The sequence below is a fragment of the Streptomyces sp. JLBT605 genome, from assembly GCF_058215555.1.
Genome location: NZ_CM177087.1, coordinates 2,332,447 through 2,350,709, shown reverse-complemented (window position 1 = coordinate 2,350,709; position 18,263 = coordinate 2,332,447). Strand labels below are relative to the sequence as shown.

Annotated in this window: 15 protein-coding genes; 12 read left to right on the top strand and 3 right to left on the bottom strand. The window is 72.6% G+C overall.

The features are described from left to right. Positions 1 to 59 precede the first annotated feature (59 nt). The gene (locus AC4BDD_RS10525) at positions 60 to 1,829 is read right to left on the bottom strand and encodes a dolichyl-phosphate-mannose--protein mannosyltransferase (RefSeq protein WP_490690733.1); all 1,770 of its coding nucleotides are present in this window, start codon (positions 1,827 to 1,829) and stop codon (positions 60 to 62) included. Positions 1,830 to 1,959: 130 nt separating this feature from the next. Here AC4BDD_RS10525 and rsmI point away from each other — a divergent pair, with 130 nt between their 5' ends. From rsmI to AC4BDD_RS10480, 9 genes are all read left to right on the top strand, one after another. Continuing rightward, the gene (rsmI, locus tag AC4BDD_RS10520; protein WP_490690732.1) at positions 1,960 to 2,817 is read left to right on the top strand and encodes a 16S rRNA (cytidine(1402)-2'-O)-methyltransferase; all 858 of its coding nucleotides are present in this window, start codon (positions 1,960 to 1,962) and stop codon (positions 2,815 to 2,817) included. A 308-nt stretch (positions 2,818 to 3,125) separates the two neighbouring features. Continuing rightward, the gene (locus AC4BDD_RS10515) at positions 3,126 to 3,578 is read left to right on the top strand and encodes a hypothetical protein (RefSeq protein ID WP_490690731.1); all 453 of its coding nucleotides are present in this window, start codon (positions 3,126 to 3,128) and stop codon (positions 3,576 to 3,578) included. A gap of 78 nt (positions 3,579 to 3,656) precedes the next feature. Continuing rightward, the gene (locus tag AC4BDD_RS10510; protein ID WP_490690730.1) at positions 3,657 to 4,529 is read left to right on the top strand and encodes a TatD family hydrolase; all 873 of its coding nucleotides are present in this window, start codon (positions 3,657 to 3,659) and stop codon (positions 4,527 to 4,529) included. A gap of 160 nt (positions 4,530 to 4,689) precedes the next feature. Next, positions 4,690 to 5,841 (top strand): resuscitation-promoting factor, encoded by a 1,152-nt coding sequence (locus AC4BDD_RS10505; protein WP_490690729.1) that lies wholly within the window; start codon positions 4,690 to 4,692, stop codon positions 5,839 to 5,841. A gap of 17 nt (positions 5,842 to 5,858) precedes the next feature. Further along, positions 5,859 to 6,797: a 16S rRNA (adenine(1518)-N(6)/adenine(1519)-N(6))-dimethyltransferase RsmA gene (gene rsmA / locus AC4BDD_RS10500; RefSeq protein WP_490691732.1), complete on the top strand. Its 939-nt coding sequence runs from the start codon at positions 5,859 to 5,861 to the stop codon at positions 6,795 to 6,797. After that, positions 6,794 to 7,777 carry a 4-(cytidine 5'-diphospho)-2-C-methyl-D-erythritol kinase gene (locus AC4BDD_RS10495; protein ID WP_490690728.1) on the top strand — a complete coding sequence of 328 codons (984 nt, stop codon included), beginning with the start codon at positions 6,794 to 6,796 and terminating at the stop codon, positions 7,775 to 7,777. Before rsmA ends, AC4BDD_RS10495 begins: the two co-directional genes overlap by 4 nt. Positions 7,778 to 7,931: 154 nt before the next feature. Next, positions 7,932 to 9,743: an ABC-F family ATP-binding cassette domain-containing protein gene (locus tag AC4BDD_RS10490; RefSeq protein ID WP_490690727.1), complete on the top strand. Its 1,812-nt coding sequence runs from the start codon at positions 7,932 to 7,934 to the stop codon at positions 9,741 to 9,743. A gap of 319 nt (positions 9,744 to 10,062) precedes the next feature. Beyond that, positions 10,063 to 12,006 (top strand): DUF1720 domain-containing protein, encoded by a 1,944-nt coding sequence (locus AC4BDD_RS10485; protein WP_490690726.1) that lies wholly within the window; start codon positions 10,063 to 10,065, stop codon positions 12,004 to 12,006. A gap of 106 nt (positions 12,007 to 12,112) precedes the next feature. Next, positions 12,113 to 12,805 (top strand): helix-turn-helix transcriptional regulator, encoded by a 693-nt coding sequence (locus AC4BDD_RS10480; protein WP_490690725.1) that lies wholly within the window; start codon positions 12,113 to 12,115, stop codon positions 12,803 to 12,805. On the opposite strand, the gene AC4BDD_RS10475 is transcribed toward AC4BDD_RS10480, so the two are convergent. Further along, a complete protein-coding gene (locus AC4BDD_RS10475; RefSeq protein ID WP_490690724.1) occupies positions 12,785 to 13,105 on the bottom strand; it encodes a hypothetical protein in 321 nt (106 codons plus the stop codon). The two genes, AC4BDD_RS10480 and AC4BDD_RS10475, sit on opposite strands and share 21 nt — an antisense overlap. Before the next feature lie 34 nt (positions 13,106 to 13,139). Further along, complete coding sequence (locus AC4BDD_RS10470; RefSeq protein ID WP_490690723.1) at positions 13,140 to 14,810, bottom strand: sodium:solute symporter family protein; 1,671 nt, start codon at positions 14,808 to 14,810, stop codon at positions 13,140 to 13,142. A 144-nt stretch (positions 14,811 to 14,954) separates the two neighbouring features. Between AC4BDD_RS10470 and galT the strand changes: the two genes are divergently transcribed. Genes galT through galK form a run of 3 tightly spaced genes read left to right on the top strand, consistent with a single transcriptional unit; the run spans position 14,955 to position 18,162 of the window. Beyond that, entirely contained in the window at positions 14,955 to 15,998 is a 1,044-nt protein-coding gene (galT, locus tag AC4BDD_RS10465) for a galactose-1-phosphate uridylyltransferase (protein WP_490690722.1), read from the top strand. After that, positions 15,995 to 16,987 (top strand): UDP-glucose 4-epimerase GalE, encoded by a 993-nt coding sequence (gene galE, locus AC4BDD_RS10460; RefSeq protein WP_490690721.1) that lies wholly within the window; start codon positions 15,995 to 15,997, stop codon positions 16,985 to 16,987. The genes galT and galE overlap by 4 nt, the downstream gene beginning before the upstream one ends. After that, the gene (gene galK / locus AC4BDD_RS10455) at positions 16,984 to 18,162 is read left to right on the top strand and encodes a galactokinase (protein WP_490690720.1); all 1,179 of its coding nucleotides are present in this window, start codon (positions 16,984 to 16,986) and stop codon (positions 18,160 to 18,162) included. The genes galE and galK overlap by 4 nt, the downstream gene beginning before the upstream one ends. Positions 18,163 to 18,263 lie beyond the last annotated feature (101 nt).

Sequence of the window (18,263 nt, the reverse complement as noted above, 5' to 3'; positions counted from 1 at the left end):
AGCCTTCATCACCCGACGAAGGCGCGGTGCGCGCACCTTACCGAGAAACGCCCCGGCGGTCAGATCCAGGTGTCCAGCCACATCCGGCCGCGCCAGTCGTCGACCGTGATCGTCTGGCCGGTGTAGATCGGGAAGAAGTAGATGAAGTTCCACAGGATGAGCAGGACCAGGGTGCCCGCGCCGACCGCGCCCACCACCCGCCTGGTCTCCGAGCCCCCCGGGCCCCCGAGCAGCGCGCCGATCAGCATCGCCACCGCCAGGCAGAGGAACGGCACGAAGGCCACCGCGTAGAACGAGAAGATCGTCCGGTCCTGGTAGAGGAACCACGGCAGATACCCGGCCGCGACCCCGCACAGGATCGCGCCCGCCCGCCAGTCACGGCGCAGCGCCCACCGGAACAGCAGGTAGACCAGCGCGCAGCAGGCGGTCCACCACAGCAGCGGGGTGCCCAGCGCCAGCACCTCGCGGGCGCACTTCTCGGTGGTGCCGGCCGGGCAGCCGGACTGGCCGGGCGCGGGCGACTCGTAGAAGTAGGAGACCGGGCGGGACTGGACCAGCCAGCTCCACGGGTTGGATTCGTAGATGTGCGGGGAGTCCAGCTTCACATGGAACTTGTAGACCTCGTGCTCGTAATGCCACAGGCTGCGCAGCGGATTGAGCAGCCAGGAGAACGGCCCGCTGTCGCTGTATCCGCCGCCGCCCGGCTCCGGCGACTCCGCCCAGTGCCGGAAGTAGCCGCTGTGCCGCCAGCCGGTCTTCTTCGAGTACGTCCCGCTGCCCGCGAACCAGCCGGTCCAGGAGGCGATGTACACCCCGATCGCCACCGGAACCGTGGACAGGAACGCCCACGGCAGATCCCGGCGGCCCACCGCTCGGTAAACATGCCGGGCGCCCGCCACCCGCCGCGAGCCGATGTCCCACGCCACCGTCATCAGGCCGAACGCGGCCAGTACGTACAGGCCGTTCCACTTGGTGCCGCAGGCCAGGCCCAGGCAGACACCGGCCGCGATCCGCCACGGCCGCAGCCCCAGCTTCAGCCGCTCGGCGACCTCCGCGTCCGGCCGGGCGAAGCCGTCGGTGCCGACCGGCAGCGCCGCCGCCAGCCGGGCCCGCGCCTTGTCCCGGTCCACCAGCAGAGCGCCGAAGGCCGCCAGGAGGAAGAACATCAGCACCAGGTCGAGCAGGGCGGTGCGGCTCATCACGAAGTGCAGCCCGTCCACCGACAGCAGCACACCGGCCAGGCAGCCCAGGAAGGTGGAGCGCAGCAGCCGCCGCCCGATCCGGCACAGCATCAGCACCGAGAGGGTGCCGAGCAGGGCGACCATGAACCGCCAGCCGAAGGGGGTCAGCCCGAAGAGCTGCTCGCCGACCGCGATGACCCACTTGCCGACCGGCGGGTGCACCACATACGCGGGCGTGTCGGTCAGCGGGATGTCGCCGCGCAGGATCCGGGCGTCGGCCTTCTCCGGCCAGGTGGTCTCGTACCCGTAGTGGAGCAGCGACCAGGCGTCCTTGGGGTAGTACGTCTCGTCGAATATGACCTTGTTCGGGCTGCCCAGCCGCCAGAAGCGCAGCAGCCCGGCGAAGAGCGCCACGACCAGCGGCCCGGCCCAGCCGGTCCACCGCGCCATCCGGTCCGCCGCGGCGGGAGACGCGCCCAGCATCGCGAACAGCCGGACGTCCGGTTCCGCGTACGGCGGCACCAGCCGGTCGCGGACATCGGTGTGCGGCCGGCCGACGTAGCCGAAGCGGCGCAACCGGCGCTGCCAGGAGGGCTGCCGGGCGGCGGCTCGGCCCTGCGGGGCCCGGGTCGCGGTGTCACTGGTCACCGCGCCATCGTAGGGAACGTGTCTTCGCGCGTCGCGTCACCTCGAGTGGTGGCCTCGGGCGGGGTGGGCTCGGGCCCGGGGGACGCGCACCGGCTACGGGGAACCCCGGCGCCCTGCGAGGATGGTCGGTGTGACTGGAACGCTCGTACTGGCAGGAACCCCGATCGGCGACACCGCGGACGCGCCGCCGCGGCTGGCCACCGAACTCGCGGCCGCGGATGTGATCGCCGCCGAGGACACCCGGCGGCTGCGCCGCCTCACCCAGGCCCTCGACGTGCGCCCGGCCGGCCGGGTCGTCTCCTACTTCGAGGGCAACGAGTCCGCTCGCACCCCCGAGCTGGTCGACGCCCTGGCCGCGGGCTCGCGGGTGCTGCTGGTCACCGACGCGGGCATGCCCTCGGTCTCCGACCCCGGCTACCGGCTGGTCGCCGCGGCCGTCGAGCGCGGCATCACGGTCACCGCGGTGCCCGGCCCGTCGGCCGTGCTCACCGCGCTCGCCGTCTCCGGGCTGCCGGTGGACCGCTTCTGCTTCGAGGGCTTCCTGCCGCGCAAGGCGGGCGAGCGGCTCGGCCGGCTGCGTGAGGTGGCCGAGGAGCGCCGCACCCTCGTCTACTTCGAGGCGCCGCACCGGCTGGATGACACCCTGGCCGCGATGGCCGAGGTCTTCGGCGCGGACCGCCGCGCCGCCGTCTGCCGCGAGCTGACCAAGACCTACGAGGAGGTCCGCCGCGGCCCGCTGGCGGAGCTGGCCGCCTGGGCGGCCGAGGGCGTGCGCGGCGAGATCACCATCGTGGTGGAGGGCGCCCCCGAGCGGGGTGCGGAGGTGCTGGACGCCGCTGAGCTGGCCCGTCGGGTCGCGGTGCGGGAGGAGGCGGGGGAGCGCCGCAAGGAGGCCATCGCGGCGGTCGCCCAGGACACCGGCCGGCCCAAGCGGGAGGTCTTCGACGCGGTGGTCGCGGCGAAGAACGCCGGTCCCGCGGGCGGCTGAGCCTTCCTGGCCGCGACCGGCCCGCCGGGCGCCGGCCGGAACCGGGGCCACCGGGCGGTGGCCGGAAACGGTTCACCGGGCGCCGGCCGGAACCGGCCACCTGTCCGTGGGCAGGCCCACGGACAGGTAAAGGACTATCGTGAAAAGCAAAGCCCGAACCGCGTATCAGGGGCGTTTCGGCATCTCGCCGCCAAATCTGCCCCAAGGAGCGGGTAGGGCTGCTGCGGTCCCGTCGGGAAAGGCGTCCACTGGGAGGTGGGACGTTCAATCCCGGACGACTTGTCCAGCGGGCAAGAGGAGCTGCTGCCATGAGCGAGACCACGCGTACATCGGGCGCCGCGAGCGGTGCCCCGTCGACCGTCCACACCCCCGTGCAGACCACGTCTCGCGAGGTCGTCCACGAGGCGTACGCCTTCGCCTGCATGCGATGCGGGCACGGCTGGGAGCAGGCGTACGAGATAGAGCACCACGTGGACGCCAAGGGCAGCCCGTTCGTGGTGTACCGGGCGGGCGGTGAGCGCGTGCCGTCTCCGCTCACCCGTCCCAGCTGCGCCAACTGCGGCGGCCAGGTCGTCCGGATCATGCGGTCCGGCCAGGTCAGGCACTTCGCCGGGCGCGACTACCAGCCGATGGCCGGCCCGCTGGTGCCGGCCCAGGAGCCGGTGGGTCCGGGCCCGCGCGCCCAGGAACCGGCCGCGCCCGCCCGTGGCTGGCACCTGTCGCACCTGCTGCACCCCTTCCGGAACCGCGAGCGCGACTGACCGCGAGCGCGGCTACCGAAATCGCGATCGACTGGCGACCGCGGTCGGCCGGGTCCGCGCGATCCTAGAATCGCGCATATGAGCGCCAAGCAGACCCCGCCGCCGCTTCCGGAACCCCTCCGGGTCCCGGTCGCCGACTCGCACACCCACCTCGACATGCAAGAAGGCTCGGTGGAGGACGCCCTCGCCAAGGCCGCCTCGGTCGGCGTCGAGACCGTCGTCCAGGTGGGTTGCGACGTCGAGGGGTCGCGCTGGGCCGCCAAGACGGCCGCCGCTTGGGAGAACGTCTGGGCGGCGGTCGCGCTGCACCCCAACGAGGCGCCGCGGATCGTGCTGGGCGATCCGGAAGGAACCCACCGGCAGGGGCCCAGGGCGGCGGGCGGCGAGGCGGCGCTGGACGCCGCGCTCGCCGAGATCGACGCCCTCGCCGCACTCCCGCAGGTGCGAGCGGTCGGCGAGACCGGCCTGGACTTCTTCCGTACCGGCCCGGAGGGCGTCGCCGCGCAGGAGCTCTCCTTCCGCCGCCACATCGAGATCGCCAAGCGGCACGGCAAGGCCCTGGTCATCCATGACCGGGAGGCGCACGATGACGTGCTGCGGGTGCTGGCCGAGGAGGGCGCCCCGGACCGGGTCGTCTTCCACTGCTTCTCCGGCGACGCCGAGCTGGCCAAGGCGTGCACCGCCGCGGGCTACTACATGTCCTTCGCGGGCAACGTCACCTTCAAGAGTGCCCAGCCGCTGCGCGACGCCCTCGCCGTCGCCCCGCCGGAGCTGCTGCTGGTGGAGACGGACGCGCCGTTCCTCACCCCGGCGCCGTACCGCGGACGGCCGAACGCCCCCTACCTCATCCCGTACACCCTCCGGGCGATGGCCGAGGTCAAGGGAGTGGACGAGGACACCCTGGCGGCGCACATCATGGCCAACACCGTCCGCGCCTTCGGACTCGGGTGACACCAGGGGCGCCGGCCGCTCCCGCGCACCCGGCGGGCCGGGCACTCGCACACACAGCCGATCACCCTGCGTGGTGGTGTCGCCTTGGGTCACCACCCCGGCTGGGCTAGAGTCCCGGCCCACCCCCAGCACCACCCTTCAGGCTCCGTGGAGTGACGTGATGAGCCGTACCCAGGCCGCCCACCGCCGTCGCGGCCACCGCCGACCCGCGCCCGAACGCGACCCGGTCCGCAGCCTGTTGCCGCGGGCCCTGGTGGTCGCCGCGCTGGCCGGCGGCACCTCGGCCTTCGTCGCCCAGGACAAGAAGGTGACCCTCGACGTCGACGGCACCACCCAGACCCTGCACACCTACGCCGACGACGTCCGCGGAGTCCTCGCCCAACAGGGCGTGACGCTCGGTGAGCACGACACCGTCGTCCCGGCCCCGGGACGGCCGCTCACCGACGGCGCGAAGGTCGGCGTCCGCCACGGCCGCCCGCTCATCCTCACGCTCGACGGCGAGCGCCGCCGGGTGTGGACCACCGCGGAGACCGTGCGCGAAGCGCTGCGCGGACTCGGCGTGCGCACCGCGGGAGCCAGCCTGACCGCCCCGCTCGACGCCCCCATCCCGCGCACCGGCCTCGTCCTCGAGGTCCGCACCGAGCGGTCCGTCACGGTCCTGGCCGACGGACGGGAGCACACGGTGCGGACCAACGCCGCGACCGTGCGTGAGGCCGTCGAGCAGGCCGGGCTGGCGCTGGGCGAGGAGGACACCACCTCGGTGCCGCCCGGCAGCCCCCCGCGCGACGGCCAGACCGTCTCGGTGATGCGGATCCGCAGCGGCACCGAGCACCGCGACCTGGTACTGCCCTACCGCAGCGTGCGGCGCCCGGACCCGACGGCGTTCCAGGGCACCGAGATGGTCGAGCAGCAGGGCCGGCCGGGCCTGAAGCGGATCACCTACGCGGTACGGACCGTCAACGGCGTCCGGCAGCGGCCCAGGGTGGTCGGCACCCGGATCCTGCGGCAGCCCACCGACCGGATCGTGCGGGTCGGCAGCATGCCGCTGCCGAACTCGGTCGGCGGCCCCGTGGACGGTCTGAACTGGGACGCGATGGCCCGCTGCGAGTCCGGCGGGCGGCCCGACGCGGTGAACTCCGCCGGCACCCACGGCGGGCTGTACCAGTTCGACGTGCCCACCTGGCACCGGCTCGGCGGCGCGGGACGGCCGCAGGACGCGCCCGCCGCCGAGCAGACCTACCGCGCCAAGAAGCTGTACGTGCTGCGGGGGGCCGCCCCCTGGCCCGGCTGCGGCCGTAAACTTCTGCGGTGAGCGAGCGACCTGAGTCCATGACCGACCCGCACGAAGCCGCGGACGCCGCGCCCGAGCCCGCCGGCGCGCCCGGTACGGCCGGTGAGACGGCCGACGCCCTGCTGGGCCCGGCCGACATCCGCGAGCTCGCCGCCGCCCTGGGCGTACGCCCCACCAAGCAGCGCGGCCAGAACTTCGTCATCGACGCCAACACCGTGCGCCGCATCGTGCGCACCGCGCAGGTGCGCCCCGACGACGTCGTGGTCGAGGTCGGACCGGGGCTCGGCTCGCTGACCCTGGCCCTGCTGGAGGCCGCCGACCGGGTGATCGCGGTGGAGATCGACGACCTGCTGGCCGGCGCGCTGCCCGGCACGGTCGCCGCCCGGCTGCCGGAGCGGGCCGACCGCTTCGCGCTGGTGCACTCCGACGCGATGCACGTCACCGAGCTGCCCGGCCCGGCGCCGACCGCCCTGGTCGCCAACCTGCCCTACAACGTCGCGGTGCCGGTGCTGCTCCACATGCTGGCCACCTTCCCGACCATCGACCGCACCCTGGTCATGGTGCAGTCGGAGGTCGCCGACCGGCTCGCCGCCCCGCCCGGCTCCAAGGTGTACGGCGTCCCTTCGGTGAAGGCCGCCTGGTACGCGCAGGTCAAGCGGGCGGGAGCGATCGGCCGCAATGTCTTCTGGCCCGCGCCCAACGTCGACTCCGGCCTGGTCTCCCTGGTCCGCCGCACCGAGCCGTTGGCCACCACCGCCACCCGGGACGAGGTCTTCGCGGTGGTCGACGCCGCGTTCGCCCAGCGCCGCAAGACGCTGCGCGCCGCACTGGCCGGCTGGGCCGGATCCGCCGCGGCGGCCGAGACCACGCTGGTCGCCGCCGGGATCTCGCCGCAGGCCCGCGGCGAATCACTGACCGTCGAGCAGTTCGCCGCCATCGCCGAGGCGCGGCAGCAGATCAAGGGGGCCGGGGCATGACGACCGGATACCAGCCAGGCCCGTCCGGCGCGGACGCGTCCGGCACTGGCGCCGTCCCCGCCACGAGCGTCCCCGCCACGAGCGTCACCGTCCGGGTCCCGGCCAAGGTCAACGTCCAGCTGGCGGTCGGCGCGCCCCGCCCCGACGGCTTCCACGACCTGGCCAACGTCTTCCTCGCCGTCGGCCTCCACGACGAGGTCACCGTCACCGCGGCCGACACCCTGCGGGTCACGGTCTCCGGCCCGGACGCCCATCTCGTCCCGGCGGACCGGACCAACCTGGCGGCGCGGGCGGCCGAGCTGCTCGCCGCCCGGCACGGCATCGCGGACCCGGCGGTCCACATCCACATCGCCAAGGACATCCCCGTCGCGGGCGGCATGGCGGGCGGCAGCGCCGACGGCGCAGGTGCGCTGCTCGCCTGCGACGCGCTGTGGGGCACCCGCGCCAGCCGCGAAGAACTCCTCGACATCTGCGCCGAACTCGGCAGCGACGTGCCGTTCAGCCTGGTCGGCGGGGCGGCGCTGGGCCGGGGACGCGGTGAGATCCTCGAACCCCTCTCCGTCGGCGGCACCTTCCACTGGGTCTTCGCCCTCGCCGACGGCGGACTCTCCACCCCGGCCGTCTACCGCGAGTGCGACCGGCTCCGCGCCGAGGAGTCCGTCCCCGAGCCCGAGGCGTCCGCGGCGCTGCTGGCGGCCCTGCGCACCGGCGACGCCGCCGCGCTGGCCGCCGCCGTGACCAATGACCTCCAGCCCGCGGCCGTCTCGCTGTGCCCCTCGCTCGCGGACACCCTGCGCGCGGGCACCGAAGCCGGCGCGCTCGCCGCCCTGGTCTCCGGCTCCGGCCCGACCACGGCCTTCCTCGCCCAGGACGCCGCGGCGGCGACGCGGATCGCGGCGGAGCTGACGGCGTCCGGCACCTGCCGCGCGGCCCGGGTGGCCTTCGGCCCGGTGCCGGGAGCGACCCTGCTCACCGGCTGACCCGGGCTGACCCGGGCTGATCCGGGCTGACCCGGGCTGACTCGGGCCAACGCGGGCCGGCCCGGGCGGCGGCGGAGCGCCTGGTGCGGCCCGCACGGGCATTCCGTACGCCGACTACCCTGGGATGTCGATCGATCCGCGTCCCGGGAGTGAGATGGCCACCAACCTCGTCAATCTGGAAGCCGTCGGCAAGGTGTACGGCACCCGTGCACTGCTCGACGGCGTCTCCCTCGGCGTCAACGAGGGCGACCGGATCGGCGTGGTCGGCCGGAACGGAGACGGCAAGACCACCCTCATCCGGATCCTCGCCAAGCTGGAGTCGGCCGACGACGGCCGCGTCACCCACGCCGGGCACCTGCGGCTGGGGGTGCTCACCCAGCACGACTCGCTGGACCCCGCGGCCACCGTGCGGCACGAGGTCATCGGGGACCTCGCCGACCACGAATGGGCGGGGAACGCCAAGATCCGGGACGTGCTCACCGGGCTCTTCGGCGGGCTGGACATGCCCGGCTTCCCGCAGGGCCTGGACACCGTGATCGGCCCGCTCTCCGGTGGCGAGCGCCGCCGCATCGCGCTCGCCAAGCTGCTCATCGCCGAGCAGGACCTCATCGTGCTGGACGAGCCCACCAACCACCTTGACGTGGAGGGCATCTCCTGGCTCGCCGGCCACCTCCAGGCGCGGCGGTCGGCGCTGGTGGTCGTCACCCACGACCGCTGGTTCCTGGACCAGGTCTGCACCCGGATGTGGGATGTGCAGCGCGGCGCGGTCCACGAGTACGAAGGCGGCTACAGCGACTACGTCTTCGCCCGCGCCGAGCGGGACCGGATCGCCGCCACCGAGGAGGCCAAGCGGCAGAACCTGATGCGCAAGGAGCTGGCCTGGCTGCGGCGCGGCGCCCCGGCGCGCACCAGCAAGCCGCGCTTCCGGATCGAGGCGGCCAACGAGCTGATCGCGGACGTCCCGCCGCCGCGCGACACCGCGGAGCTGATGAAGTTCGCCAACTCCCGGCTCGGCAAGACCGTCTTCGAGCTGGAGAACGTCACCGTCCAGGCCGGCCCCAAGGTGCTGATCAAGCATCTGACCTGGCAGCTGGGTCCGGGCGACCGGATCGGCCTGGTGGGCGTCAACGGCGCGGGCAAGACCTCACTGCTGCGTGCCCTGGCCGCGGCGGCGGACTCCGACGGCGAGGAGCAGCCGGCCGGCGGCCGGGTCGTCGTCGGCCGCACCGTCAAGCTCGCCTATCTGTCGCAGGAGGTCGCCGAACTCGACCGCGACTGGCGGGTGCTGGAAGCGGTGGAGCGGATCCGGGGGCGGGTGGACCTGGGCAAGGGCCGGGAGATGACGGCCTCCCAGCTGTGCGAGAAGTTCGGCTTCACCAAGGAGAAGCAGTGGACGCCGGTCGGCGACCTCTCCGGCGGTGAGCGGCGGCGGCTGCAGATCCTGCGGCTGCTGATGGACGAGCCGAACGTGCTCTTCCTCGACGAGCCCACCAACGACCTGGACATCGAGACGCTGGCTCAGCTGGAGGACCTGCTCGACGGCTGGCCCGGCTCGCTGGTGGTCATCAGCCACGACCGGTACTTCGTCGAGCGCACCACCGACCGGGTGTTCGCGCTGCTCGGCGACGCCACCTTGCGGATGCTGCCGCGCGGCCTGGACGAGTACCTGGAGCGCCGCCGCCGCATGGAGGAGGAGGCCGAGGCCAAGGTCCTGGCGGCCGTCGCCCCGCAGAAGCAGGAGAAGCAGAAGTCCGCGGTCGACGCACGCGCCGCCAAGAAGGAGCTCCAGCGCATCGAGCGCCGGCTGGACAAGATCGGCGAGCAGGAGGCGAAGCTGCACGAGCAGATCGCCGAGCACGCCACGAACTTCGAGAAGGTCGCCGGGCTCGACGCGCAGCTGCGGGAGCTCGCGGGGGAGCGGGACGAGCTCGAACTCCGCTGGCTGGAGCTGGCCGAGGACGTCTGACCGCGCGGTCGGCGCCGGTGTTCCGGCGCGTCCGCGTGCCGCCTGGCCGGTGTCCCGCCCGTCCCGCTTTGGGCGGCGGGGCCCGGGGCGGGGGCCCGGCGCGGGAGGTCGCGGCCTCGTCACGGCCCGGTCTCAGCTGGCTGCCGGGATGGAGACCGCCCCCTGCCCTGTCGTTGTCGGGTGATACAAAGAACTCCCGCCAGCCAGCCGTTGACTGACGGGCATTGTGTCCGATTCGCTCCTTCCGAGCGGGATCCGAACCCCCTCGTCTCGCGGAGAGGCCGATCGGCGCACGAGCCCGCGCGAGAAGGAACCTTCGATGTCACAGCCGCCCCAGCCGCCCAACACGCCGCCGCAGGGCGGCTTCGGCGCGCCGCAGTCCGGTTACGGATACCCGCAGGCGCCGCAGGGCCCGGGTACGCCGCCGCCTCCGCAGCAGGGGTACGGCTACCCGCAGGCCCCCGGCCAGCCGCCGAGCACCCCGCCGGCGGGCGGGCCGTACACCCCGCCGCCCCCGCCGCCGGGCGCCCCCCAGACGCCTCCGCCCCCGCCCGGCGTGCCGCAGACGCCCCCGCCGCCGGGGGCCCCGCAGACGCCGCCGCCCGGGGCACCCGGACCGGTGCCGCCTCCGCCGCCCGGACCGCAGACCCCGCCGCCGGGCGCCGGGGGTTACGGGTACCCGGCGCAGCCCGGTTACGGATATCCGCAGCCGACGCATGCCCAGCCGACGCAGGTCGGGATGCCGACCCAGCCGTACGGTATGCCGCAGCAGCCCTACGGCACCTACCCCACCCAGACGCAGCCGCCGGTCGGCGGCGGCTCCGGCGGCGGCTCCAAGCAGCGGCTGGTGATCATCATCTCCGCGGTGGTCGCGCTGCTGCTGATCGTCGCCGGCGGCATCTTCTTCCTCACCAAGGACGACGGCGGCGACGACCAGGGCAAGAAGGGCGACAGCGGCGGGACCAGCCAGGGCGCCACCGGCGGCAACGACGACCCCACCAAGAAGAAGAGCACCTTCAAGCCGACCGACGCCCCGGAGACCATCGAGGCCCGGCTGCTGGGCACGCTGCCCAAGCCGAAGAACGTGAAGAGCTTCTCCGACGTCCCCGGCCTGTGGGCGACCGACGAGGTCTTCGCCAAGGCGGGCCTGTACAACATCACCGCCTACCCGGCGGACGGCGGCAAGCCGAAGTGGAAGCTTCCGCTCGACGGTGCCCTCTGCGCCGGCTGGCAGGGCGTCACCAAGGAGGGGCTGACGGCGGTCGTCTTCCAGGACCACAAGCCGAAGAAGAAGGACGACTACCCCGACTGCACCGAGGTCGGCCTGGTCAACCTCAAGACCGGCAAGCTGGTGTGGCAGAAGCACGTCGGTTCCGGCGACTACATGCCGGAGTTCGACGAGGTGACCATCGGCGCCGGGACCGTCGCCGCGGGCGGCACCCGGGGCGGCGCGGCCTGGTCCGTCGACGGCAAGGAGCTGTGGGTGCCGCGCGATGGCACCGAGTGCAAGGACCAGGGCTACTTCGGCACCGAGGAGAAGCTGATCGCGGTCCAGTCCTGCGGCGACTACGGCAACGAGAACGTCCGGGTCCAGTCGGTGAACCCCACGACCGGCGAGACCGTCTCCCGCTTCGACGTCCCCCGGGGCATCGAGTACGTGCGCGTGGTCTCCGCCGACCCGCTGGTGATCGCCCTGTCGGCCGCCGGCGACGACTCCGGGATCTCGGACCTGATGGTCCTCGACGACAAGTCCGCGAAGGCCACCCTGCGGTCCAAGATCTCCACCTCCAGCGGCAAGTACACGATCAAGTGCAGCACCGAGGTCGCCTCCTGTGGCCAGGTCGCCGTCAGCAAGGAGACCGACACCCTCTTCATGGCCACCGAGGCCCGCTCGAGCGACGCCTCCGGATCGACCAACGAGATCGTGGCGTTCAGCCTGGCGACCGGCAAGACGATCGGTAAGTCCGACGGGCTCCCGGGCTCCGAGATCGTCCCGATGGGCGTCGACCAGGACGGGTACGTGCTCGCCCTGCAGAAGGCCGGCTACACCAGCGGCGGCGGGATGTGGCGGGTCAACCCGGAGTCGTACAAGAAGGACCAGCTGATGCGTCTGCCGAGCGAGAGTGCCGAGGGGCAGAACACCTTCGACGCCGGCGACGACTGGTTCGTGTACAACAACCAGCACCTGTACATGGGCGACACCGTCGTCAGCGACTCGGACTACGACGCGAAGGACCCGCTGGCCATGGCCTTCGGCCGCTGATCCACCCGCTGAAAAGTCGTCGCATTCGCAACGGCCCCGCCCGTACGGAACTGTACGGGCGGGGCCGCTGCCGTATAGAACGGTGGTCGGGGACCAAGGGGGGTTCATGGGAGTGCGACTCATGGTGGTCGACGACCACCGACTGCTGGCCGAGGCTCTCGCCTCGGCCCTGCGACTGCGCGGGCACCGGGTGCTCGCGGCCGCCGCGCCGAGCGCCGGCGCCGCCGATCTGGTGGTCAGCCGGTCACCGGAGGTGTGCCTGCTGGGCACCTCCGCGCCGGCCGAGCCGGGCGCCTTCGACCCGGTGCGCCGCATCAAGAAGGAGCGGCCGCAGGTGGCGGTCGTGGTGCTCGGTCCGGTGCCGAGTCCGCGCGGCATCGCCGCCGCGTTCGCCGCCGGGGCGTCCGGCTACGTGCGCCACGACGAGCGGATCGACGGCGTGGAACGAGCCATGATCAAGGCACGGGCGGGTGAGGCCGCGGTGTCGCCCGCGCTGCTCCAGGGCGCGTTCGCGGAGCTGCTCAACCCCGCCGCCCAGCCCGACGACGAGGGGGCGCGGCTGCTGGAGATGCTCACCCCGCGCGAGGTCGAGGTGCTGGTGCGGGTCGCCGAGGGGGAGGACACCCGGCTGATCGCGGCCGGCATGGGCATCGCCCCCAGCACCGCCCGTACCCATGTGCAGCGGGTGCTGATGAAGTTGGGCGTGGGGTCGCGGCTGGAGGCGGCCGCGCTGGCGGCCCGCACCGGGCTGCTGGACCGGGCCGGGGGCGTCCCGTCCTCAGGACCCGGGCCGGTCTGAGGCCGCCTTGGGGGGCGCGGGCGCGTCCGGCGGTGCGGGCGCTTCGGCGGGGCGCAGCCAGGTCCAGACGAGGAAGAAGGCGCCGAGGGCGAGCATGCCGATGCCCGTCCACAGGTTGATGTTGATGTCCTGCGCCTTCTTCAGGTCCGCGTCCGAGGGGTCGATCCCGGCGGCGGTGACGATGACGCCGTAGACCACGAACAGGCCGCCGATGATGCGGCGCACGTCGAACAGCCGGGCGGCGGTCGCGGACCTGCGCTCCAGCTCCTCGACCTCGTGCTGGTACTCGTACTCACTCATGGGCGGGTCACCTCGGAAGTCCGGCTGAGAGGGGTCAGAAGGAGAACGGGATGTAGCACAGGGCGGCCAGCAGGATCGCGCCCCAGCCCAGCAGGGCCGGCTTGCGGTACCAGGCGTCATCGCCCCTGGCGGGGGGTTCGGTCATGCCGGGGGAGGTGGTGCCGTAGACCAGACCGGCGAGTTCCTCGGCCGGCTTGGGCCTGGTGAACGCCGTGACCGCGACCATCACCACGCCGCCGACGACGAACGCCACGATGGAGGAGACGAAGTTGGCGCCCTGGTCGCTGGGGATGTCGATGACGTGCTGCTTGTACAGCCAGAAGTAGTTGACCATCGCGGCGACGGTGCCGGACAGCAGGCCCCAGAACCCGGCGGCGGCGGTCGACCGCTTCCAGAACATGCCGATGATGAAGACGCAGAACAGCGGCACGTTGAAGAACGAGAACAGCGTCTGCAGGTAGTTCATGATGTTGCTGAAGGACGAGGCGATGAACGCCGTCCCCATGCCGATCAGCACGCCGACGGCGGTGACCACCCGGCCGGTCGCCAGGTAGTGGCTGTCCGGGCGGCCCTTGCGGACGTACGCGGCCCAGATGTCGTTGGTGAAGACGGTGTTGAACGAGGAGACGTTGGCCGCCATGCCGGCCATGAAGGCGGCGAGCAGGCCGGTCACGGCGATGCCGAGGACGCCGTTGGGCAGCAGGTCGCGCATGAGCACCGGAATCGCGTCGTTGTACTGGAGATCGCTGCCCTCCTTGCCCAGCGACGGCTCCATCACCAGCGCGATCAGGCCGGGGACGACCACCACCATCGGGATGAGGAGCTTGGGGAAGGCGGCGATCAGCGGGGTGCGCTGGGCGGCGGAGAGGTTCTTGGCGGAGAGGGCCCGCTGCACCTCGGCGAAGTTGGTCGTCCAGTAGCCGAAGCTCATCACGAAGCCGAGGCCGAGGACGATGGTCAGCCAGTTGGCGCCCAGCGCGTTGTCCGAGCCGATGCCGGTGCCGCCCCAGGCGGAGAGGAAGTCATCGCCGTGGCTGTCGCCGAGCTTGTCCGTCAGCCCGTCCACGCCGCCCACCCGCTTCAGGCCGACGACGGTGAGCGGAATGAGCGCCGCCAGGATGACGAAGAACTGCAGCACCTCGTTGTAGATGGCGGAGGACAGGCCGCCCAGGGTGATGTACGCCAGCACGAAGAAGCCGGCGACCACGATCGCCAGCCACTGCGGCCAGCCGATCAACGCCTCCAGCACGATCGCCATCGCGTAGAGGTTGACGCCCGCGATCAGCACCGAGGACACCGCGAAGATGATCGAGGAGAGCAGGTGGGAGGCGGGACCGAAGCGGTGCAGCAGGAACTCCGGCACCGACCGCACCTTGGAGCCGTAGTAGAAGGGCATCATCACCAGGCCCAGGAAGACCATGGCCGGGATGGCGCCGATCCAGTACCAGTGCACGGTGTACGCCCCGTACTGCGCGCCGTTGGCCGCCATGCCGAGGATCTCGGTGGCGCCCAGGTTGGCGGCGACGAAGGCGAGACCGGTGACCCAGGCCGGCAGCGAGCGGCCCGACAGGAAGAAGTCGAGCGACGTCTTCACGCTGCGCCGGGCGGCGAAACCGATGCCCAGCACAACGGCGAAATAGATGCCCAGGATGGTGTAGTCCAGCCCGTTGGTGGGGAGTCGTAGCCCCTCGGCCAAGTAGTGCATGGGTCACTCTCCGCGGCGATGCGAGAACGGGAACGCACAGGAACGTACACGGCCAGTATGAGATTCTGAATACTTCTGTTCGGTCGCGTTGTAATGTGTGGTCGAGTGAGTGCGGCCGGGGGCGGGCGAGGGAGGAGCTTCACGGTGAAGAAGACGGCGACCCGGCTCGCGGACGGCCGCGAGCTGATCTACTACGACTCCCGGGACGACGCGGTGCGGGACACCATCGACCGGCGGCCGCTGGAGCCGACCGTCACGACCTCCGAGATCCGCCGGGACCGGCTGCTGGGGGACGCCGTCGCCATCGCCTCCCACCGGCAGGGCCGCACCTACCACCCGCCCGCCGACCAGTGCCCGCTGTGCCCGACGCGGGACGGGCGGCCCAGCGAGATCCCGGCCGCGGAGTACGACGTCGTCGTCTTCGAGAACCGTTTCCCCTCCCTGGCCGGGGACATGGGCCGGTGCGAGGTGGTCTGCTTCACCTCCGACCACGACGCCTCCTTCGCCGCCCTCACCCCCGGTCAGGCCGCCCTGGTCCTGGACGCCTGGACCGACCGCACCGCCGAGCTGGCCGAACTGCCCGGCGTGGAGCAGGTGTTCTGCTTCGAGAACCGGGGCGCGGAGATCGGCGTCACCCTCGCCCACCCGCACGGCCAGATCTACGGCTACCCGTTCGTCACGCCGCGCACCCGGCTGATGCTGCGCTCGCTCGCCGAGCACCGCCAGGCCACCGGCCGCAACCTCTTCGACGACGTGCTCGCGGACGAGCGGGCGGACGGCCGGCGGATCGTGCTGGAGGGCGAGCACTGGACGGCATTCGTGCCGCACGCCGCGCACTGGCCGTACGAGGTGCACCTCTACCCCCGGCGGCGGGTGCCGGATCTGCGGGCGCTGGACGAGGCGGCGCGCGCGGAGTTCCCGCGGGTCTACCTGGAGCTGCTGCGGCGCTTCGACCGGATCTTCGGCCCCGATCAGCCGCCCACCCCGTACATCGCGGGCTGGCACCAGGCGCCGTTCCGCCACCCGGATCGCGAGGCGTTCGCGCTCCACCTCGAGCTTTTCACCATTCGACGCACTTCCGGAAAGCTGAAGTTTCTCGCGGGTTCCGAATCCGGCATGAGTGTGTTCATCAACGATGTGCCGCCGGAAGCCGCGGCGATGCGACTGCGAGAGGTAGCGATCCCATGACCCACAAGTACCTGGTGACCGGCGGCGCGGGCTATGTCGGCAGTGTCGTGGCGGCCCACCTTCTCCAGGCCGGGCACCAGGTCACGGTGGTCGACGACCTGTCCACCGGCCACCTCGCCGGGGTGCCCAAGGGCGCGGAGTTCATCGAGGGGCGGATCCAGGACATCGCCGCCGCCAAGTGGCTCGACCCCTCCTACGACGCGGTGCTGCACTTCGCCGCGTTCTCGCAGGTCGGCGAGTCCGTGGTCAACCCGGAGAAGTACTGGGTGAACAACCTCGGCGGCACCATCGAGCTGCTGGCCGCCATGCGCGAGGCGGGCGTGCGCACCCTGGTCTTCTCCTCCACCGCCGCCACCTACGGCGAGCCCACCGCCACCCCGATCACCGAGGACGCCGTCACCGCGCCGACCAACCCCTACGGCGCGAGCAAGCTCGCCGTCGACCACATGATCAGCGGGGAGTGCGCGGCGCACGGCCTGGCCGCCGTCTCGCTGCGCTACTTCAACGTCGCCGGCGCCTACCGGGCCGCCGACGGCACCGTCCACGGCGAGCGGCACGACCCCGAGTCGCACCTGATCCCGCTGGTCCTCCAGGTCGCGCAGGGCAAGCGGGAGGCGATCTCCGTCTTCGGCGACGACTACCCGACGCCGGACGGCACCTGCGTCCGCGACTACATCCATGTCGCCGACCTCGCCGAGGCACACCTGCTCGCGCTGACCGCGGCGCGCGGCGGCGAGCACCTGATCTGCAACCTCGGCAACGGCAACGGCTTCACCGTCCGCGAGGTGATCGAGACGGTGCGCAAGGTGACCGGGCACCCGGTCCCGGAGGTCACCGCTCCCCGCCGGGGCGGCGACCCGGCCGTCCTGGTGGCCTCCGCGACCCGCGCCAGGCAGCGGCTCGGCTGGCAGCCCAGCCGCGCCGACCTCGCCGGAATCGTGGCGGACGCCTGGGAGTTCGCCCAGCTCAAGGAGGCGGAGACGGAGTGACCCACGACCCGGCCGAGCACGGCCCCGGCATCACCGCGGCAGCCTTCCGGGAGGTCTTCGGGGCGCTGCCCGAGGGGGTCTGGGCGGCGCCGGGACGGATCAACCTGATCGGCGAGCACACCGACTACAACGACGGTTTCGTGATGCCGCTCGCGCTGCCGCACACCACGCTCGCCGCCGCCTCCCGGCGCGCCGACGGGCTGCTGCGGCTGACCTCCGGCGCCATGCCGGGGCCGGTGGTGGAGCTGGCGCCGGACGGGCTGGTCCCGGCCGCGACGGCGGGGTCCTGGGCGGCGTACCCGGCGGGGGTGGTGTGGGCGCTGCGGGAGGCCGGACTGCCGGTCGGCGGCCTGGACCTGCACATCGACAGCTCGGTGCCCACCGGGGCCGGGCTGTCCTCGTCCGCCGCCCTGGAGGTGGCCACCGCCACCGCGCTCAGCGAGCTGTACGGACTGGGGCTGGACCGGCGGCGTATCGCCCGGCTGTGCCAGCGCGCGGAGAACGCCTTCGTGGGCGTGCCCTGCGGGATCATGGACCAGACCGCCTCGGCCTGCTGCACCGCCGGGCACGCGCTCTTCCTGGACACCCGGGACCTGCGGCAGGTGCAGGTGCCGTTCGATCCGGCGGCCCGGGGGCTGCGTCTGCTGGTGGTCGACACCCGGGTCAAGCACGAGCTGGCGGACGGCGCGTACGCCCAGCGGCGCGCCTCCTGCGAAGTCGGCGCGCGGGCGCTCGGTGTGCGCGCCCTGCGCGATGTGCCGTTCGTGCAACTGAAAGAGGCCCTGACCCAATTGGCCGGTGACCGGACCGTCCAGCGGCGGGTGCGCCATGTGGTGACCGAGAATCGACGCGTCGAGGAAGTCGCCGACCTCCTCGACGCCGGGAAGATCGAGGAGGTCGGGCCGCTGCTGACCGCCGGACACGCCTCCTGCCGGGACGACTTCGAGGTCTCCTGCCCGGAGCTGGATCTCGTCGTGGCGTCCGCGGTCACCGCGGGTGCCCTCGGGGCCCGGATGACAGGCGGCGGATTCGGCGGTTCCGCGATCGTGCTGGTGGCCGAGGAGGCGGTCGGCCGGGTGAGCGGGGCGGTGCGCGAGGCGTTCGCCGCGGCCGGTCACCAGGAGCCGCGCATCTTCCCGGCGTTGCCTTCGGACGGCGCGCGGCGGCTGGTGTGAACGGCGCTGACGCGCTCGACGGCCACCTTTCCCGATCAAATTCCGTCAAAGTTGATTGACTTGAGCACCGATGAGGAACACTGACCCCACTGCGATCGGTG